Source organism: Massilia atriviolacea (genome assembly GCF_003953935.1).
Taxonomy (GTDB): Bacteria; Pseudomonadota; Gammaproteobacteria; order Burkholderiales; family Burkholderiaceae_D; genus Telluria_A; species Telluria_A atriviolacea.
Map to the genome: position 1 here is coordinate 626,315 of NZ_RXLQ01000001.1, position 19,616 is coordinate 645,930.

Annotated in this window: 12 protein-coding genes; 5 read left to right on the top strand and 7 right to left on the bottom strand. The window is 68.2% G+C overall.

The genetic code is table 11. The annotated features are described in order from the left end of the window. Positions 1-98 precede the first annotated feature (98 nt). Positions 99-1,004: an alpha/beta hydrolase gene (locus EJB06_RS02695; protein WP_198420741.1), complete on the bottom strand. Its 906-nt coding sequence runs from the start codon at positions 1,002-1,004 to the stop codon at positions 99-101. A gap of 193 nt (positions 1,005-1,197) precedes the next feature. Here EJB06_RS02695 and EJB06_RS02700 point away from each other — a divergent pair, with 193 nt between their 5' ends. Next, positions 1,198-2,676 carry a serine hydrolase gene (locus EJB06_RS02700; RefSeq protein WP_126072439.1) on the top strand — a complete coding sequence of 493 codons (1,479 nt, stop codon included), beginning with the start codon at positions 1,198-1,200 and terminating at the stop codon, positions 2,674-2,676. 19 nt (positions 2,677-2,695) lie between these two features. Here EJB06_RS02700 and EJB06_RS02705 read toward each other — a convergent pair whose 3' ends face one another. The 6 genes from EJB06_RS02705 to EJB06_RS02725 form a co-directional block, all read right to left on the bottom strand. Beyond that, positions 2,696-3,721, bottom strand: a complete 1,026-nt coding sequence (locus EJB06_RS02705; RefSeq protein WP_164557782.1) for a nucleotidyl transferase AbiEii/AbiGii toxin family protein — start codon at positions 3,719-3,721, stop codon at positions 2,696-2,698. Between the two features lie 2 nt (positions 3,722-3,723). After that, positions 3,724-4,299 (bottom strand): hypothetical protein, encoded by a 576-nt coding sequence (locus EJB06_RS31665; RefSeq protein WP_164557783.1) that lies wholly within the window; start codon positions 4,297-4,299, stop codon positions 3,724-3,726. A 66-nt stretch (positions 4,300-4,365) separates the two neighbouring features. Further along, the gene (gene eat / locus EJB06_RS02710) at positions 4,366-5,754 is read right to left on the bottom strand and encodes an ethanolamine permease (RefSeq protein ID WP_126072441.1); all 1,389 of its coding nucleotides are present in this window, start codon (positions 5,752-5,754) and stop codon (positions 4,366-4,368) included. A gap of 210 nt (positions 5,755-5,964) precedes the next feature. Then, a complete protein-coding gene (locus EJB06_RS02715) occupies positions 5,965-7,509 on the bottom strand; it encodes a hypothetical protein (protein ID WP_126072442.1) in 1,545 nt (514 codons plus the stop codon). A 206-nt stretch (positions 7,510-7,715) separates the two neighbouring features. Then, positions 7,716-8,393 carry a type 1 glutamine amidotransferase domain-containing protein gene (locus tag EJB06_RS02720; RefSeq protein ID WP_126072443.1) on the bottom strand — a complete coding sequence of 226 codons (678 nt, stop codon included), beginning with the start codon at positions 8,391-8,393 and terminating at the stop codon, positions 7,716-7,718. Positions 8,394-8,550: 157 nt separating this feature from the next. Continuing rightward, positions 8,551-9,159 carry a TetR/AcrR family transcriptional regulator gene (locus tag EJB06_RS02725; protein WP_126072444.1) on the bottom strand — a complete coding sequence of 203 codons (609 nt, stop codon included), beginning with the start codon at positions 9,157-9,159 and terminating at the stop codon, positions 8,551-8,553. Between the two features lie 198 nt (positions 9,160-9,357). Between EJB06_RS02725 and EJB06_RS02730 the strand changes: the two genes are divergently transcribed. The 4 genes from EJB06_RS02730 (at position 9,358) to EJB06_RS31670 (ending at position 19,596) form a co-directional block, all read left to right on the top strand. Continuing rightward, the gene (locus tag EJB06_RS02730) at positions 9,358-9,912 is read left to right on the top strand and encodes a DUF805 domain-containing protein (protein WP_164557784.1); all 555 of its coding nucleotides are present in this window, start codon (positions 9,358-9,360) and stop codon (positions 9,910-9,912) included. A 212-nt stretch (positions 9,913-10,124) separates the two neighbouring features. Then, entirely contained in the window at positions 10,125-12,626 is a 2,502-nt protein-coding gene (locus EJB06_RS02735; protein ID WP_126072446.1) for a ComEC/Rec2 family competence protein, read from the top strand. Beyond that, a complete protein-coding gene (locus EJB06_RS02740) occupies positions 12,623-17,308 on the top strand; it encodes a DUF6603 domain-containing protein (protein WP_126072447.1) in 4,686 nt (1,561 codons plus the stop codon). Before EJB06_RS02735 ends, EJB06_RS02740 begins: the two co-directional genes overlap by 4 nt. Continuing rightward, a complete protein-coding gene (locus EJB06_RS31670; RefSeq protein WP_164557785.1) occupies positions 17,305-19,596 on the top strand; it encodes a hypothetical protein in 2,292 nt (763 codons plus the stop codon). The genes EJB06_RS02740 and EJB06_RS31670 overlap by 4 nt, the downstream gene beginning before the upstream one ends. Positions 19,597-19,616 lie beyond the last annotated feature (20 nt).

Genomic DNA, 19,616 nt, shown 5'->3' on the forward strand with positions numbered 1-19,616 from the left:
TGAAAACCGTTGTATAACGGAGAGAATGCGTGAGAATCGTGACAAGATCCGAAGGCGGAACCGGGCCGGCGCCGCCTTTCTTGCGCAGTCGCCGTCGCTTACTGCGCCGCGCCCGCCGACTTGCCCGGCACGGCACCGGTCCCGGCCGCGGTTCGCGTGCCATACACCGCCTCCAGCGCCACCGCCTCGCTGGCGCGGTAGATCGTGCCGTGATGCTCTTTCGGCATCGGCTTGAAGGTCAGGCTGACTGCGGCCGGCGCATGCGCCAGCAGCGCGGCCGCCAGGCGCGCCGTGCCGGGCACGATATTGTCTTCATCGGCCGAGGTCAGGAAGATCTTCTTCGGCGCGGCCGGCAGCGCCTTGATGCGCGCATCGGCGGCGCGCACCAGCGCCTCGTCGTTCCACCACACGCTGGGGCTGATCGCCACGTAACGGTCGAACAGGGCCGGCTCGACCAGCAGGGTTTCGACGATGAACAGCCCGGCCAGCGATTCGCCGACGATGCCCTTGTCCGCCGTGACCCGGAAATTGGCGGCAATGTAAGGCATCAGCTCGGTGCGGATGAACTGGCGGAAAGCCGCCGACCCGCCCACCCTCGGCGCGATTTTCTTGTCGCTCTCGACCGTCGTCGGACCGGTCAGGTCGCGCCTGCGCTCGGTGTTTTCGATGCCGACCAGCAGCACCGGCATCATGCGCCCGGCCGCCACCAGCGTCTGCACCGTCTCGGCGACATGCGGAAAGTCTTCGGCCTGGCCGCCGTCCGGCATGTACAGCACCGGTAGCGGCGCCGCATCCTTGCCGCCGTGACCGGGCGGCACGAAGACATTGATGCGCCGCGTTTCGGACAGCACCGCCGATTCCAGCAGATAGGTGTTGAACGTCAATGTCGGCGCGGGGCGCGCGGCCTGCGGCTGGCTGGACGCCGCCGGCATGCCGGCGGGCGCCTGGGCAAACGAGGGAACGGCGGCGCAGCACACGGCCAGGGCGAACAATGCTTTTTTCATAGGGAATCCATGGATGAGAGAGCGCTAGTCTGCCACTAAAACATTGTCTATACAACACATCATCGACCAGGTGGCGGGCGCGGCGGAACAAAGTGGACTGGATACCCCGATGCCCGGAGGCCCGGGCCGCCATCCGTGCTGCTACACTGCGCCCTGCCTGCAACCGACTCCTGCCATGCTCCCTTCGACGACAATGACCCGCTCACGCCTCACCCTGCCGCTGCTTGCCAGTTCCTGCGTCCTGGCCCTGCTGGCCGCCAGCGCCGCCGCCCAGGCCGCAGCGCCCGTGCCCGCCACCGACGCCGAGATCCTCGCCATGATGAAGGCGCGCGTCGACATCGATAAGAAAGGCAGCGGCATGGTGGTCGGCCTGATCGATCCGCGCGGCAGCCGGGTGCTGTCCTACGGCACCGTGAGCATCGGCGGGGCGCCTGCCGACGCCGATTCGGTATATGAAATCGGTTCGATCACCAAGGTCTTCACCACCACCTTGTTAAGCGACATGGTGCTGCGCGGCGACCTCAAGCTCGACGATCCGATCGGCGCCCACCTCCCCGCCGGCGTCAAGACCCCGGCCTTCGAGGGCAAGCCGATCACCTTGCGCGAACTGGCGGCGCAGCTGTCCGGCCTGCCGAGCATCCCGTCCAACCTGGCGCCCGCCAATCCGGGCAATCCGTTCGCCGACTACAGCGTGCCGCAACTGTATGCGGCGCTCGCCAGCTACCGGCCGACCCGCGCCAGCGGCGACGTGTATGCGTATTCCAATTATGGCATGGGCTTGCTCGGACACATCCTGGCCCTGCGCGCCGGCAGCGATGTCGAGACCCTGGTGCGCCAGCGCATCGCCACGCCGCTGGGCATGGACAGCACCGCCATCACGCTCAGCGCCGACATGCAACGGCGCCTGGCGACCGGCTACGGGATGCCCGGCAAGGCCTCGCAGAACTGGGACATGCCGGCGCTGGCCGGCATGGGCGCGCTGCGCTCGAGCACGGCCGACATGCTCAAATTCGTCGGCGCCAACGCCGGCCTGATACCTTCACCGCTGTATCCGGCGATGCGGGCCACGCACAAGCCGCAGCACCCGCTCGGCAAGCAGGCGGGCGAATTCATCGGCCTGGGCTGGCATATCCTCGACAAGTTCGGCTCGCATATCGTCTGGCATAACGGCGGAACGGCCGGCTACCGCACGTATATCGGCTTCGATCCGGACACGCGGCGCGGCGTGGTGCTGATGTCCAATTCGCACAGCGGTTCGGACGACATCGCCCGGCGCGCCCTGAACCGCGCCTTTCCGCTGACCATGTACAGCCCGCCGCCGGCCTTGCTCGATGCCCTGGCAAAGCGCGGCTACGAGCGCATCGGCGCCGTCTACCAGGAGCTGCGCGCCGCCGATCCGCAGTTGTCGCTCGGGGAAGTCTTCGTCAACGAGTGGGCTTACGAGATGCTGCGGCAAGGCAGGCTGGAAGACAGCCTGGCCGTGTTCAAGTTCAACGCCACGCAGTTCCCGGCCAGCAGCAATGTGTTCGACAGCCTCGGCGAAGCATATGAAAAGAACGGGCAGCTCGACGCTGCCATCGCCAGCTACCAGCGCGCGCTCGAGCTCGATCCAAAAGCGCACAACGCCCAGGACACGCTGGCACGCCTCAAGGCGCAAAACAAGGACCAGTGAAAGTGAAACGCAGGCGCCTCTAGCGGCGCCGCCCGAACCAGCGCGCCAGCCTGGCCGCCACACCGCCTTGCGCGGCGTCCGTGGCGCTCTGGCTGGCAGCCAGCGGCGCCTGCGCCCGCACGCTCTCCACCGGCGCGGGGACATGCCGGAAGTTGGCGCCCCGCAGGCTGCATGCCAGTTCTTCAATGAAGTCGTGATAGCCGCACCACCGGTCACGGCCGCCGGCGTACACCTCGTCGAGCGGCGCTTCGTACAAGTGTGTTGCGGCGTGGCCGGCCTGCGGACGACTCCAGTCAGCAAAACATGCCTCGGCGCTGCCGCGTCCCTGCCAGCCCGGATGCAGGGAGATCTTTCGGTCGAGCAGCCAGTCGAAGCGCCCGATCAGCGCCAGCCGGTCCCCGCACTCACGCGCCAACGCCTCCCAGACCCGGTGTGCATCGACGCGGTTGTCCTCGAGCAGCAGGATCAGGTCGAGCATATCCTTGAAGCGCGGCCGCGCCAGGCATTGGTGCAGCTTCCACGCGATCTGCAGTTCGGTCGATACGCTGTTGGGCAGCATGAACGGCGCGCCGAATTGCGGCCGGTACGGCATGGCCTGCGGCGGCGGATCGAGCGCCAGGCCGAAACTGACATCGATGCGGCAGTCGACAGGCTGCTGGCCGCCGATCCACCCGGCGATATCCGTGTTGACGGTCGGGAAATCCTCGTCCATCGCGTACTCGATCCTGCGCCAGAACGGATCGCCCGAAAAACTGCGGAAGCGCACGCCGTCATCGAGTTCGATATCGGTCACGGCCGTCACCCATGCAGTCAGCTGCGCGGCATCGGGCGGTTCCAGCGCGACCCAATCGAGGTCGCCCGGAATGCGCCGCCAGCCCTCGCGAATGCGCTGGCGCGTCACGTAGCTCCCCTTGAGCACGAAGGGACCGTCCACCATCGCGGCGCGCCTGAGAAAGCCCTCCTCGATGACGATGCGCGCCGCAGTGGCCTCGGGCGTGCCGGTGCGTAGTGCATGGTCGCGTATCGCCTGCATGGCGAGCGTCACGGTCACTGCTCCAGCCATCCGGCGTCGAGCAACAGATTGCTGTCGAAAACGACGCTTTCCCATTGCTGTTTCTGGATCGTCCACCCGCGCGCGCCGAGCAGCTCGCACAAGTGCGCCACGCGTTCGCGCAGACCGGCAAGCCCGCCCGGGTCGCGCAAGGTCAGGTAGCGAATGTCGCCGCCACGGATGGCGTTGTTGGACACATGCGCGCCGAAGGGCGCGCACAGCGCCGCCAGTTCCACGCGCTGATGCTCCGCGACAGCCAGGCGGCCATGCCATTCGACGTAGTGATGGCGCCCGCCCGCCGGGGCAGGCATGCCGGGCGACGCATCCTGCTCGATCTTGCAGCGCACCACCTCCATGCCGGCTTGCGCCGCCTGCCCGGCCAGCCTCTGCGCAAGAGCGATGACCTCATCGATGGCGCCGGCACGGCACAAGGTCAGCATCGGCTGAACCGGATGCGTGCCGCGCGCCAGCTCGATCACCATGGGTTTGGCGCCGATCGACGCGGCAAAGCGCTCGAAGGCGGGCCACTGCGCTTCCGCCAGCGCCGCCGTGGTCAGGTGAATTTCATACATGGTCTCAAGATGGGCGAGGTTGAGCCCGAAGCAAAAGCCGGTATGATACAGCACAGTCCCAGGCGATTATGTCGAGCCCGCTTGAACCTGCGCCGCCGCCAGCGTCGCCCGCCGCCCCGCCGTCATCAGGAACACCATATACCCGACCAGCAGCAAGCCGGCGAACACCAAGGCCATGACAAAGTTGTAGTAGACCATGGTTCCCAGGCACACGAGCGCACCGAGCAAGGCGAACAGCGGAAAGAACGGATACAGCGGCGCCCTGAACGGCCGCGCCATGTCCGGTTCGCTGCGGCGCAGCTTGAACAGCGCCAGCATGCTGACGATATACATCGTGATCGCGCCGAACACCGACATGGTGACGATATTGGCGGTCAGGGTCTGGCCGCCGATCTTGATCAGCTCATCGCTGTAGATCGCCGCGATGCCGACCGCGCCGCCCGCCAGCACGGCCCGGTGCGGGGTCTTGAAGCGCGGATGGATCCTGGCGAAATAATGGGGCAGATAGCCTTCGCGGGCGAGCGCGAAGATCTGGCGCGAGTAGCCGAAGATAATCCCGTGAAACGACGCGATCAGCCCGAACAAGCCCAGCCAGACCAGCATGTGCAGCCAGCCGCTGCTGCCGCCGACGATCATCTTCATCGCCTGCGGCAGCGGATCGTTAATGTTCGACAGCTTGGTCCAGTCGCCGGCGCCGCCCGCGAACAGCATCACGCCGAGCGCCAGCGCCACCAGGGTCAGGATGCCGCTCACATACGCGACCGGAATCGAGCGGCGCGGGTTCCTGGCCTCTTCGGCCGCCATCGCCACGCCCTCGATGGCAAGAAAAAACCAGATCGCGAAGGGAATCGCGGCGAACATGCCGGGCACGGCCGCCATGCTGAAGCTGTCCTGCCCGGCCCAGCCGCCTTTGGTGAAGTTAGCCAGCGAAAAACCCGGCGCCACCACGCCCATAAACACCAGCAATTCGAAAATCGCCAGCAGCGCCAGCATCAGTTCCAGCGTGGCAGCCACCTGCACGCCGAGGATATTCATGGTCATGAAAATCGCATACGCGGCCACGGCCACCAGCTTGGGGTCGAGCGCGGGGAACTGCACGTTCAGGTAGGCGCCGATGGCCAGGGCGATGGCCGGCGGCGCGAACACGAATTCGATCAGGGTCGCGGCGCCGGCGATGTAGCCGCCCAGCGGCCCGAAGGCGCGCTTGCTGTAGGCAAACGGCCCGCCCGCGTGGGGAATCGCGGTCGTCAACTCGGTGAAGCTGAAAATGAAGGTGGTGTACATGGCGGCGATGAAGATCGCCGTCACCGCAAAGCCGAGCGTGCCGGCCGAGGCCCAGCCGTAGCTCCAGCCGAAATACTCGCCGGAGATCACCAGTCCGACGGCGATGCCCCACAACTGAAAGGTGCTTAAGGCTTGCTTGAGCGCGGGCGCGCCTGCGGTGTTCGCGTTCATGAGTCACTCCAGTCCGGGTAAGGTGGCGAAACGTGATACGAAGAAGCGGCCGGGATGCTGCCATCCGACGCGAAAAAACGATGCTGACGAGTTAAGTATGCCGTTAAATCAACGGTATCGGGGAAGAGATCGCTCGACGAGGCGCAAGAAAGCGCCGCGGCCGCGTCCGGCGCCGGGAAGCGCCGGGGAATGTGTGCCGCTGGCGATGCCTTATGGATAGCCCTTGAGCAAGACTTGCTCGCCCAGGCTGCTCCACAATTGCTGGCGCTGGTCGTCCTTTTGCTGCTCGTTCAAGCCGGTCTGGCCGCTCAGGTAAGGCGCCAGCACCGCCAGCAGGTCGCGCTGGAGCGATTGCTGGCCGGGCGTGACGGTGTCCGACACCAGGTCGCCCATGATGTAGCTCATCACCCTGGCCGACTGCGTGGCCGATTGATTCAGGGTGGCCTTGACCAGATGGCCGTCGCTGTAGGCCAGGTCGACATCGCTGCTGGCCGCATCCTTGATCTGGTGGTAGTCGTAGTTCTGCGATTCGCGGTCGTAGCCCAGTCTCAGCGTGGTGCCGGGCACGCTCGGCGTGTGGAAGCTGGCATTGAGTTCGGATTTTTGCTGCTGCGACACCGTGCGCTCGCCCTGGCTGCGCCCGCCGATGCTGGTGCTTTGCGACAAGTCGTAGGCGAAGCTGTCCATTTCGGTCGGCCGCATCGGGTTGATGGCGCCGGACGCCTGGCTGACCGAGGCGCTGAAATCGGCCAGCCCGCTCAAGACCGCATGGTCTTCGGCCGCCAGCTCCCATTTGCCGGCCACGGCCACGCCGGGGCGCGCCTGCACGGCGCCGACATTGCTGTTGAGGGCGGAAAACGCTTCCTTGAACATGCTCATGAGTCCGGCGTCGGCGCGTCCCCGCCCGGCGGCCTGGTCGATTTGCTTGAGGTGATTGGCCAGCGCCCTTGCCTGCTGGTCCGCGCTGCCGAGGTTGGACAGATTGCCCGTGTCGACCCGCACCGAGGCCGAGCCCGACGGACCGTCGAGGCTGACCGTGCGACCGGCATGATCGGCCTTGAAATGCAGCGATTGCGTGCCTTCCGGATCGGTGCGCTGTTTGATCGCGGCGCGCAAGTCGACCGACGCCAGCACGGCCGAATTAAACTGGGTCAAGCCTTCCAGCCTGACCGAGGGCGGCTCCTGCGTCATGCCGTCGATGGCTTCCTGGAAGGCAGCGGCCAGGCCGGCCAGGGCGCCGCGCTCGGCTTCGCTCAGTTCGCCGCTGGCATTCATCCGCAGCGCCAGGCCATCCTCCTGGTTGTCCAGGCCCAATGTGACCTCGACCCCGGTTTTGGTGACGATAGTGAGCGACATCCTGTCCTCGCCGAAGCCGTGCATGGCCGGCATTGCGGCGGCGATCCCGTACGGCGACGAGGGCGCGCCGGCCGGAGCGAGCTGCACCGATTGCGACACATTGGCGGCGTCGCCCCGGAATTGGCCCAGCAAGGCCGCGCCCAGTCCGTCGAAGCGGCCAGCCACCGAGCGCGACGCCATATTGCTCGCCATTAGCGCGCTGAGGCCATCCTGCGCCGCGGATTCCCAACGCAGGACGGCGCGCCCGGAGGCGGATGCGGACAGCCCCTCCGGGCTGAGCTTGACGATGGTCGACGGGGGCGTCCGCTGGACCGGCGGCGCTTCGCTGCGCGGAGACACCGGTGAAGGACTGCGCGCCGGCGCCGTGATGGGACTCGATAGAGATGAAATGGCGGTCATGTTCGCGATAGGTAAGAGATAGTTTTTTTGTCAATTGGACACTTCAGGGCGGTTTGAGCGCCGAAGCAACATTGACATAAGGTTATATCGACGACGAATCGCAAATCATGAGGGCAGCCGGGAAGATATCGCCTTTCGACGAATTACCTACCTTCCCGTGCCGGTCGCGCGCCGTCCCGGTACCGGGACGCCGTGGACGCATCGACTCAGGCGAGGCGCGCAAGCAGGGCGGCGGCGGTGGCGGCCGACGAGCCGGGATTCTGGCCGGTGATCAGCAGCCCGTCGCCGACCACGTAGGAAGCCCAGTCCGGGCCCTTGGAATAGATGCCGCCCTTTTCCTTGAGCATGTCTTCCACCAGGAAGGGCACCACATCGGTCAAGCCGACGCCCTCTTCTTCGGTATTGGTAAAGCCGGTAAGCCGCTTGCCTTCCACCAGCGGACGGCCCGACGGGGCCTTGACATCGCGCAGCACGCCGGGCGCATGGCACACCAGCGCGACGGGCTTGTCGGCAGCGATGAACGCCTCGATCAGCGCGATCGAGTCCTTGTCCTGCGCCAGGTCCCACAGCGGGCCGTGGCCGCCCGGATAGAACACCGCGTCGAAATCCGCTTGCTGGACCGTATCGAGGCGCACGGTCGCGGCCAGTTGCGCGGTGGCGGCGGCGTCGGCTTCGAATCGATGCGTTTGTTCGGTCTGGAAATCAGGCTCCTTGCTTTTCGGATCGAGCGGCGGCTGGCCGCCTTGCGGCGAGGCCAGCACCACTTCCACACCCGCATCCTTGAGCGCGTAATACGGCGCCGCCAGCTCTTCCAGCCAGAAACCGGTCTTGCGGCCGGTGCTGCCAAGTTCGCTATGCGAGGTCAAGACGATCAGTACTTTCATGTTATTTCTCCTAGGTAAATTACAAAACGCCTTTGAGTAGACCAGTCGTCTACTGCGCCAGCAAAAAAAATATGCCAAACAAAAAAACTCGCCCCACCTGAGTAGACCAGTCGACTAGCACACAGTCACAAGTTTACGCTCCGATCGACAATGCCGCTTATTCCGGCGGCAGGTGCAGCATCTGTCGCGTGGTCGTCATCGCCCGCCCGAACGGCTCGGTGCTGCGGGTGATCTTCACCATGATGCTCGCGCCCAGCCACAACTGATACAGGCTGTGCGCCGCCGTCGCGGCATCGCTGTCGATTGCCAGCGACCCTTGCGCCACGCCCGCCTCGATCGCCGCGGCCAACCGGGCCACGATTCCTGCCGTACCGCGCTTGAGCGACAGGCGCATCGCTTCGGACAGGTCGGCCACCTCCGCGCCCAGCTTCACGGCGAGACACTTGCCCTGGCACTCGGAAAACGCTTGCGCCGCCTGCCAGCTTTGCCAGTAATTCATCAGGCCCTGGGCCATGGTGATGCCCGGCTGGCCGAGAGTGGCATCGATATCCGCCAGATAGGCCTCGAAGTACGCTTCCAGCATGGCTTCCCCGAACGCGTCCTTGGAGCCGAAGTAGTGATAAAACGAACCCTTCGGTACCCCGGAGGCGCTCAGGATCTCGTTCAGGCCGACCGCCGAAAATCCCTTCGCCGCCATGATGCGCTGGCCGGTGGCAAGGATGTTCTCGCGGACATGGGCGTTGTCGGAGTGCGTTCTTGTATTCATGCATGCACTGTAACCCAGATTAGACCGGTCGTCTAGAACTTCTTGAAAATATGCCGACCGGCGCATCGTCGCGATGACGCGGATCGGTGTAGCTTTATCGCAATTACTAATGACAAAAGAAAATAGGAATGGACGGCAGACTTCCCCGTCCGGTAATATTGCATATTGATTAAGGTAATTGACTACCTAGGACCCATCGTGAGCAACATCTACGCAGCGCCCCATACCCATTTTTCAGATTCCAATATCTCTGCGGCGACGCGCCTGTTTGCCTTGAACGGCCGTATCGGACGCGTTCGCTGGATCGCGTACTCCACCGCCCTCTGGATGCTCGCCTCCGTGGTGCTGGGACTACTCCTCCAGCTCGCCGCGTTCGTCAGTACGGACTTCATGTTCCTGGCCGGCACGGTGCTGACGTTTTCCATCTGGCTTGTCCCACTGCTCGTTGCGCGCCGGCGGCTGCAAGACCTGGGCCTGGGCGCCCTGTATCTGATCGGCGTCATTATTCCCTTCATCAACCTCTACTTCATTTTCATCATGCTGTTCAAGCGCGGCGATGAAGGAAGCAACGAATTCGGCCCGCCGCCGGCGCCCAACAACCGCGGGGTCTATGTGCTCGCATTCATCCTGCCGGCGATCATGGTCATCGGCATCCTGGCCGCCATCGCGCTTCCGGCCTACATGAAGTACACGGACAAGGCGCGCGCCAATGCGCCATCCGTCTCCGCGCAAGCGGATCATCGGCAAGCGTAAGCCGGCGCCGGACCCGCCCTCACTGACGTGACAGCCGGCTGCGCGCGGCTTCCCCGCGACAGGAAGCGCTCCCAACACGCGCCGCCACAGCGGACTTCGGCGCATATATTTCGTGCATTCAGGAAATGTTAATGATATTATTGTACCAATGTTTCGATTTATAAACTAACGGTAGCGGCGCGAGAAACTGCCGCGTGACACCCGGAATTACGATGACCACACCTTCACAGCGGCGGTTGCGCATCCATTTCTTGCAGGCTGGCTACAGCGACTGCATTATTATCGAGTGCAAGATGTGGGAAGGCGCGCACGACAGCCATCAGGAAGAGCCGTTGCCCAAGGACTGCCTGCACTACAGGAGCATGATCGTCGACGGCGGTCTGGCACGCGGCCCGCTCAACCAGAATGTGCACGATTACTGTAGCAAGCACCTCGGGTGGGAACCCGAGCGGCGCTTCGACTACCAATTGCTGACGCACTTTCACGAAGACCATGTCCTCGGTCTGGTTGAGCAGAAGATCCGCAGTGCGGTCATCATCGACCCTGGGCTCGACGCGGGAATCCGGCTGCGGACGAATGCGGTCAAACCGATGTTCTCGGTGCCGCTCAAACAGGCCAGCATCGACAATTATTTCACTTGGTGCCAGGAGCAATCGGCAAAGCGCAAGGCCACCGACCCACGGACGGAGACGCCCTCGGTCTGGACGATTCCACCGTTCGCCTGCATCGGCAAGGTGGCGCCTGACGAACACAATACGCCTCGGCTCGACCAGCCCGGCTGTGCCGACATCAATTTCCACTGGCTCTTCGGCGGCGGGGTCCTGGCGCCGCTCGTCGACAAGGATGACGGAATGGGCAAGCCGATCTTTGCAAGCCGCGGCGAAGGCATCGACACCGAGCAAAAGGCGCAATTCAGTCCGAATCTGGTTTCGCTCGGCTTCGTGATCGAGTGGGGCGACTTTCTGTTCTATTCGGCGGGCGACGCCTTCGCGCCGGAACTGGAAGACCCGACGTTCGACGCCCTTCTGGGCGCCGGCGCCGGAAAGGACGGGGTTTCGGCGCCGGCCTGGATGCGCAGCGGCGACAAGCTCAAGTCGTTTTCGGTCGTCAAATCGTCCCACCATGGCAGCGCCACCAGCGTCGGCACGAGCAGCACAGGCTCGGAGGACCTCTACTGGCTCCAGCGGATCAACCCCGATACCGTGGTCATGCTTGCCAACCTCAAACATTCCAATCTACCCAGCGAGGTCTATTCGGAAGCACTGCTGAAGACGGCAATGCGCAGGCAGAACGACGGCGTCGATTTCGGCGTCTACTTCTGGAACGATTTCAGCGTCCTCTGTAATAACACGGCACTGAAAGATCAAACGGTGGCCAATCTGAATAAACTGCTGGCGCTGAACAGTACGGCGGCCGACGCGGCGCGCGGACGCGTGCTGACGAACTTCTCGATGACCAGGGCCATCGGGTTTTCGGTTTGCACCAACCGCACCGACCACGAAGAGCCGAGTTCGCTGTCGAGCGTGGGAGAAAAAAAGCGCAAGCGCGATTCGATTGGATCAGCGCCTCACTCGAAAAAACGCAAGTCGAACGAAGACAGCAGCGACACAAGCGAGGATGCGAAATTCCGTTCGCCGCTGGCCCTGGTCATCGAGGTCAGCGATGCCACCCTGGACCCGCACGCGGCCGGTACCCCCGTGCCGGAGGCCGGTAGCGAGGTGGCGGGCTGCGTCAGCGAACCTGGCGTGCGGCGCCGCCTGCACATCGAAAGGCAGATCCTACGCGTGACGACGGCTGACGAGATGAACAAGACCGAGCTTGGGGAATGCTGCCCGCGCCTGAATATCACCATCAACTTCAAGCGCCCCCTGCCGATCGCGCGGAATGCCGTGCTGAACCTGCTTTGCAAGCCTGAGCTCCTCACGGCGACGGGCACCAACAAGTTTGCCTATTTCTGCCCGGAGGAAGACGGCAAGAGCGGCGCCAAAGCGCGCTGCGATATCGAAGCGATCCTGCGCGACCCGTTCCGCCGCCTGTACAGTATCGCCAATACCGTGGCGTGCCAGATAACGCAGGCCGGCGGCACACATTCGGAGAAGGAAGCCTCGCTCGGTCTGGTGCTCGGATCCCTCGGACACAACGCCGAGATGGCGTTCGTGCGCGTGCTGGTCGACAAACTAAGGTCGACCAGGCCGCCTGCCGAGGAAGAAAAGAAAAAGAAGAAGAAGAAGAAAGACGCGCCTGTGGATCCGGAACCGACAGCGGAAGAGCTCGGCGTAATTGCGGCGTGCAATGTCTTCAGACTGCGCACAAAGGGCAATGCATGGCCCGCGTCCGAGATCCTGCGTATCGCCGACGAGGTGGCCATGACGTTCATCAGCATGATATGGACACCGAACAAAAGGGGGGGCGACTATGGGGAACGCAACGACTTCAGCGGCCAGAAATATCCAAGTCGAGCTCAGCGGGACTTGGCTGAAACCTTTCTAAACGAACTCTACAGTCATCCCGTGTTCGGTATCGTTGCCGTGCAATTGCTGGGCAGTACCCGGCGCGTCACTGCGAACGAAGACCCGGTTCTCAGGCGCGGCGGCGACGGCCACCTCAACAGCGCCCTGGCCGCCAACCAGCGCCTGTTCGAGGACCTCGGGCTAAGCAAGGCCGAGTTCGACCCGGATCTGTTCTATCCGATTGCACGCGAGGGCACGCCATGACGGCACTCGACACCATCGACGCGCGCCTGGCGGCCGGGCGCGGCCTGACCCTGCAGCAGCTCGCCGCCGAGCTCGAGCCGCTGGCGCCGGGCGTCGGCCGCTGCGCCACCCAGCTGCTCGCGCTGCTCGCCGTCGAGGGCGTTAGCGTCACCATCGATGCCGACGCCGCCACGCGCGAGCAGGCCGGGGTCTACCTCAGCGTGGGCGCGGCGATCGCCGTCGCCGGCCTGCTCGACTGCCGTCTCGAATTGATGTTCGGCGTGGACGAGGATGGCGCCATCGATAGCGTCTTGCTGGAACTGCGCGAACTGCGCCTGCACGCGGCGCAGTTGCTCGAGCGCATAGCGCCCGCGGGTGCCGTGGCCGCGCTCCAGCCCTTGCTCGAGGTCTGCGAACAGGTGCATGCGCGCATCTCGGTGCTGGTCGAGCCCGGCGCCGCCCCGCAGTTCGAGGTGGAGCTGTGGGCCGAGCAGCTGCGCTTTCCGGCGCTCGACGCGCTCAGCCTGGACAACGCCCGCCTGCTGCTGCGGCGCGCCGCGCCGGACCAGCCGCCGGTGCTGCAGGTGTCGGCCCAGATGCGCCTCGGGCTGGGCGCCGCCCCCGGCGCCGACCCCGGTCCCGACCCCGAGCCGGAAGACTTGCCCGGCGTGACCTTGCAAGTACCGCTGCGGCGCGGCGCCAGCTGGCATCTGCGCCTGGACCGGCCGCTCTACCTGCTGCACACCCCCCTCGCCGTGCTGGGCCTGGTCGAAAGCCTGTTTCCCTCGGTACAGGGCGGCGCCTTCGCCCCGCAACAGCTGAAACAGCAACTGCCCGACTGCCTGCACGCGCTCGACAGCCTGGCCCTGGACAAGTTCGAGCTGTCCTTCGACCCGTTCGCCGGCGCCGCCGCCTTCCAGGGACTGGACCTGCGCATCGGCCTGACGCAGGGCACGCAACTGGCGCCGTCGGTGAGCCTGCAGTGCGTCAGCCTGTACGTGCGCGTGGCGCGCGGCGGCGCCCAGCTGTGGCTGCACGGCGCCCTGCTCCTGCCCGGCGGCGCCTGGTGCCACGCCGACGCCGACATCCCGCTCGGCGAGCGCGGCGCCGACTGGTCGCTGTCGCTGCGCGCCGGCTTCAAGCCGCCGCGCGGCCTGCGCCATCTGGCGCTGCCGCATGGCGGTCCGTCCGTGGTCGGCGCCGGCTTGCCCGAGGCCTTCCTCGACATCGAGGAAGTGACGCTGAGCGAATTCACGCTGCGCTTTAATCCGTTCACGCCCGCGCTGTCGTCGCTGGAGCTGGAAATCGACGTCGAGATGGAAGTCGGCATCGCCCCCTTCCTGATGCTGGACCGGGTCGAATTCGCGCTCGGCGTCAACAATGTCAGCGATTCCGCCAGCCGGACCTACCACGGTTCCCTGCTGGCCCTGGCCCGGGTCGGCGGCCTGCCCTTCCAGGCCCGCGCCGCGCGCGACGACGATGGCAGCTGGACCTTCGCGGCCAGCCTGGAACGGCGCGGCCTGACCATGCGCGAGCTGGCCATGTCGGAGCAACTGGGCCTGCCCGCGCTGCCGCCCCACCTGGCCATGGTCTCGCTCGACGCGCTCGCCTTCGAGCTCACCACCGGCAGCCGCGAACTGCGCTTCCACTGGGGCGTGACCGTGCCGCTGGTGCTCGACGGCGCCGGACAGCCGACCGTCAGCCTGCACCTGGATTCGACCTTCGCGCTGCGCCGGCCCAAGGACAGCAAGCAATGCGAGGTGCGGCTCGACGGCAGCGCGCAGCTCGGCGCCTGGCGCATGAGCGGCGCGCTGGCGCGCAGCGCCGGCGCCTGGCAACTGCAACTGGACTGGGGCCAGCGCGGCACGGTGAGGCGCGACCAGACAGTCGGCCTGGACGACCTGATGCACCTGCTCGGCCAGGAAGCCGCCCTGCCGCCGGCGCCGCCCGGTCTCGAGCCGCGCCTGCAGTGGCTGCACGCCCAGGCCAGCCTGGGCCCCGCAACGCGCCGCCTCGACCTGGAGCTGACCCTGTGGGAGCTGGGCCAGGGCGCGCTGCGCATCCAGGGCGCGGGCAAGGATGGCGCGCGCGCCCTGCTGGCCGCCGGCGTGGTGGTGCGGCGCACCCTGCGCCTGTCGCAACTGCCGCTGGTGGGCAAGCTGCTGCCGCCCGAACTCGACATCGGCCTGGCCGACCCCTGGCTGATGCTGGCCAACAGGGTGCTCGACAGCGACGACATGCGCGACTTCACCACCCTGCTGCTGGGCAGCGCGGCGGCCGGCGCCGGCCCGGCCCAGATCGCCGTCGGCCTCGAGCTGGACCTGGGCGGCGCGCGCCTGCCGCTCATGCTCGGCCTGGCACCCGGCCAGCGCCGCGCGCGCCTGGCCGCGCCGCCGCATACGCCGCCCCAGGGCGCGCTGCGGCCGCTGGCCGTGGAGGCCGAGGTGCCGGACGGACCCGCCGGCGCCACGCGCTGGATCGTCGTGCAGAAAAACCTCGGTCCGCTCAGCCTGCGCCGCATCGGCGTCCGCTTCGAGCAGGGCGAGCTGGGCGTGCTGGTCGACGGCGCCGTCCAGGTCGCCGGCCTGACGCTGGAAGCGGCCGGCCTCGGCTTGAGTTCGCCGCTGGCCTCGTTCGCGCCGCGCTTCCACCTGAGCGGGCTCGGCATCCTGTTCGACAAGGCCCCGCTGATGGTCGGCGCCGGCCTGCGCGTCTGCGACGACGCCGAGCTGGCGCAGATGTCGGCCGGCGCCGGGCGCCGCCTCGGCTTCGCCATGAGCGGCAGCGCGCTGCTGCGCGTGGCCCAGGTGGCCGTGGCCGGGGTCGGCGGACTGGCCCAGTTCGACGACGGCGGCACCGCCATCTTCGTCTTCGCCGAGCTGCGCGCCCCGATCGGGGGCGATCCGGCCTTCTTCATCACCGGTTTTTCCGGGGGCCTCGGGGTCAACTACAACCTGCGCCTGCCGCGCATCGGCGAAGTCTGGTCCTGCCCCTTCGTGGCGGGCCTGTTCGCGCCCGACGCCCAGGGCAAGACCCCGGGCCCGCTGCAGGTGCTCGGCACCCTGTGCGGGGGCGCGCCGGCGGCGCCGCCCTGGCTGCAGCCGATGCCCGGCGCCATGTGGCTGGCGGCCGGCCTGCGCTTTACCACCTACAAGATGGTCGAGACCAACGCGGTGGCGGTGGCCGTCATCGGCCCCGAACTGAGTTTCAGCCTGATGGGCGTGTGCACGGCCTCCCTGGGCCAGGACAACGGCGCAGCGCTGGCCTGCATCGAGGTCGAATTCCAGGCCAGCCTCAAGCCCCTGAGCGGCTATCTCGGCCTGGGCGGCGGCCTCACGCCGCGCTCCTGGCTGCTGGTGCGCGAGTGCGTGCTCTCGGGCAGCATGGCCGCCTGCTGGTGGCTCGACCCGGCCCGCCCCGACTTCGTGGTCAGCGTGGGCGGCTACCACCCGGCGTTCCAGCGCCCTGCCGCCTGGCCGGTACTCGGCCGGCTCGGCTTCAACTGGCGCTACGGCGACAAGGTGGTGATCAAGGGCGGGGTCTACGGCGCCCTCACCCCCGCCTGCGTGATGGCCGGCGGCGCACTCGATATCGCGTTCGCCTCGGGCGGCCTGAAAGCCTGGTTCCAGGCCCACGCCGACTTCCTGATGCGCTACCAGCCGCTCAGCTTCACGGCCGAGGTGGGACTGTGCGCGGGCGTGTCCTACGATATCGACTTCCTGTTCATCAAGAAGACCATCCGGCTCGAGCTGTCGGCCAGCATGCGCCTGGACGGCCCGCCGCTGCGCGGCCAGGTGGTGCTCAATCTGTACCTGTTCGACGTCCATGTCGCCTTCGGCGCGCCGGCGGCGCCGCCCGCTTTGCCGGACTGGGCCAGCGTCAAGCGGCGCCTGCTGGCGCCCGACAGCGAGCGGGTCAGCCTGCGCATGGATGCCGGCGTGCCGGGCGCGGCGCCGGCGCCGGCCCAGGGCCGCCTGGCGGCGCCGGGCGCCCCGGACGGCGCCGCGCGCCAGGGCGTGCTGCCGGCGCACGCCAGCAGCGCCGGTTTCACCCTCGACGCCGACTTCGCCGCGCCGGCCACCAGCGTGTGGGTGCAGGGGACCGCGCTGGCCGGCGCGCAGGAGCTGGCGCCGTTCGGCGTGCGCCCCTGCGCCAGCGCCGGCGTGCGCGCCAGCGCCTGGATCACGGTGCTGCGCGACGGCCAGCCCTTGGCCGACCTCGGCGCCTGGCGCATCGCCCCGCGCCTGGCCTGCCTGGCTGCCGGCCTGTGGGGCGCGCCCGAAGCGGACGGGCAGCCGCGCCTGGACGGCGAGCGCCACACCCATGCGCTGGTGACCGGGGTGCGCATCGCCGCGCCGCCGGCGCGCGCGAGCGCCGCGCCGCTGACGGTGGCCGGCGCCACCCTGTGGGTCTGCGCGCCGCTGAGCCCCTCATGCGGCCTGCCGCCCCTGCCGCTGCCGGGCGCGCCGGGCGCCATGGCCGAGCCGCTCGAGGCCGCGCCGCAGGCCATGGCCTGCCTGGCCGGTTTCGGCGCGCCCGGCGCGGTGGCTGCGCGCGGCCTGCTGCACCAGCGCCTCAACGCGCTCGGCTTCGACCTGCCGGCGCTCGACGACGGCGCGCGCTTCGGCGCCGCCGCCGCCCTGCACTTCCCCAGCGCCCCGCGCCTGGCCTGCCCACCCACCATCAGCGCCCTCTCCGCATGAGCGACCAGACCGACCAGAACCGACAGAACCGACAGAACGATACGCCCGGCGCCGGACCGGCGCTCACCTTCGACGACTTTGCGCTGCCGCAGCTGGCGGTCGGCAGCTACACGGTCGAGGTCGAACACCAGTTGCACCTGGCGGGCGAGGCGCGCCTGGGCGCGCGCCACGCCTTCACCGTCAGCGGGCCGCGCTACCGCCTGGCGCCGGACGCGGTGCACGCGCGCATGCCGCAGGACGGCGAACAGGGCGAACTGACCGGCATGCTGCCGCACGTGGTGCTGCGCGACGCCCACAGCGCCTGGCTGACCCGCATCGACGGCGCGGCCGACCCGGAACTGCCCGGGATGGCCCTGCTGGTGTGCGAAGAGCACGAACTGCTGTTCCCGGCCGCCAGCGCCGACCCGGCGGCCGACCTGCGCCACCGGCGCTGGGGCGGTTCGCAGCGCAGCTTCTGGAACTTGCTGGCGAACACGCCCGGGCTGGTCGGCCCGGCCCTCACGCCATCGCCCGCCGAACGCGATGGCGACGACCCCTGCCAGCACATCCGCCTGCTGCCGCGCGACTTCGGCGCCCTGCTGCCGCGCCAGTGCGACCTGCGCTGGAGCGCCCACGTGCGGCGCGCCGGCGCCGACGAGTATTGCGTCGTGCAAGCCCTGCGCCTGCCGGCGCCGGCGGCGCCGGGCACGCAGCGGCGCTACATCGCGCACCTGGTCTCGCTCGAGGGCTGGGGCCACCTGCTGGCCGGCGCGCCGGGCGCCGAGGCGGCGCTGGCGCAGCACCAGGCGCGCGCCGAGCAGCTGTGCATGCTCAGCCTGGCTGCCTGGACCTTCACCAGCGGGCCCGCACAGGACGGCCGTACGCCCTTCGTCGCGCTGGCCCACGGCCTGCTCGAACAGGACGGGCGCGCGCGCGACCTGCGCCTGCTGCCGCCGCAAGCGGCAGCGGCGGCGGCGCTGGGCGACCCGGGCCTGGCCGCGCGCCTGGGCGACGGCTTCGTGCCGCTGCCGCACACCACCTGGGGCGGCGAACGCCTGCTGGCCTGGTATCGCGGCCCGCTGGTGGCGGTCGGCAGCGCGGCCGCGCCGCCGCGCCGCTTGTGGGAGCAGTTCTCCGACGCCCTGGTGGTCGATGCGCGCGACCACGTGCTCGACGCCTCGCACTGCGCCGCCTGGTACCTGGGGCGCAACCTGAGCCTGGCCGACCGTCCCCTGATGCAAGCCTGGTTCAGCGTGCTCAAGCGAATGCGCCACAGCGCGCTGCGGCTGGCGGCACGCCCGCATGCCGGCGCGGGCCGCCTGCATGCCCAGCTGTTCCCCGCCGCGCCCGCCCTGTGCGCCAGCGTGCTCACGCCGGAACTGCTGGCGGACGTGCCGCAGCGCCTGCGCCAGCCGGCCCGGCCCGCGCCGCTGCGGGCCGCGCCGGCGCTGACGGCGGCGCGGGTGCACGCCGCCGTGGCCGAGCTGGCCGGGGACGAGGCGGCGCTGGCCGAACTGCCGGGCGCCGCGCTCGACACCATCGTCGCCGCCCTGGCCGCCATGCTGCGCCTGGAAACGCTGCCTTTCGCCGCCCTGGTGCCGCGCGCCGACATGCTGCCGCCCGAAAGCCTGCGCGTGTTCCAGGTCGATCCCCAGTGGCAACAGGCCCTGCTCGACGGCGCCCTCTCGCTGGGCCTGCGCCGCAGCACCGACCAGGCCATCTACGCAGCCTTGCGCGAGCGCCTGTGGCGCGCCGCGCGCGCGCACCGGCCGGGGACGGCGGCGACGCTGGGCGCGCCAGCACCTGATGAGGCCGCCACCGGCGCGGCCTGCAGCGGCGTGCTGCTGCGCAGCGAGCTGGTGCCGGGATGGCCGGACCTGCGGGTCGAGGCCGACGACGCCGGCGGACGCGCCCTGCCGCTGCTGCGCCAGGCCACCCTGGGGCCGAACGTCGGCCTGTGGCTGTTCGACGGCATGGCGCAGCGGCTGCGCATCACGCCGCCGCCGGCCCTGCTGGCGCCCGGGGTGGCGGCCGACGGCATGCTGCAATGCCGCAGCGTGGCGCCGGCCGCGCCGGGGGTGCCGCTGGCGGCCGCCGGCGCGCTCGACATCGCCCGCTTCTGGCGCGACCCGCAACGCCGCACCGTGGCCCTGGGCGGGAACGGGGGCCTGGCCGCCGCCGTCGAGCAAGGCCTGCGCCAGGCCGGCGACCTGGGGCCGCAGCAGGCGCTGAGCCCGGCCGGAATGGCCCTGCAGTGGCTGGGCGCGCCGCCGCAGGTGCTGCTGCACGCCGTCCCCGCCCCGGCCTGAACTGCCGATCTTCCTCTTTG

Coding starts and splice junctions, on each gene's coding strand:
- EJB06_RS31665 (WP_164557783.1), bottom strand. CDS start 4,299: ATGTATGAAATTCACCTGACCACGGCGGCGCTGGCGGAAGCGCAGTGG.
- EJB06_RS02700 (WP_126072439.1), top strand. CDS start 1,198: ATGACCCGCTCACGCCTCACCCTGCCGCTGCTTGCCAGTTCCTGCGTC.
- EJB06_RS02735 (WP_126072446.1), top strand. CDS start 10,125: ATGACCACACCTTCACAGCGGCGGTTGCGCATCCATTTCTTGCAGGCT.
- EJB06_RS02740 (WP_126072447.1), top strand. CDS start 12,623: ATGACGGCACTCGACACCATCGACGCGCGCCTGGCGGCCGGGCGCGGC.
- EJB06_RS02725 (WP_126072444.1), bottom strand. CDS start 9,159: ATGAATACAAGAACGCACTCCGACAACGCCCATGTCCGCGAGAACATC.
- EJB06_RS02695 (WP_198420741.1), bottom strand. CDS start 1,004: ATGAAAAAAGCATTGTTCGCCCTGGCCGTGTGCTGCGCCGCCGTTCCC.
- EJB06_RS02720 (WP_126072443.1), bottom strand. CDS start 8,393: ATGAAAGTACTGATCGTCTTGACCTCGCATAGCGAACTTGGCAGCACC.
- eat (WP_126072441.1), bottom strand. CDS start 5,754: ATGAACGCGAACACCGCAGGCGCGCCCGCGCTCAAGCAAGCCTTAAGC.
- EJB06_RS02715 (WP_126072442.1), bottom strand. CDS start 7,509: ATGACCGCCATTTCATCTCTATCGAGTCCCATCACGGCGCCGGCGCGC.
- EJB06_RS31670 (WP_164557785.1), top strand. CDS start 17,305: ATGAGCGACCAGACCGACCAGAACCGACAGAACCGACAGAACGATACG.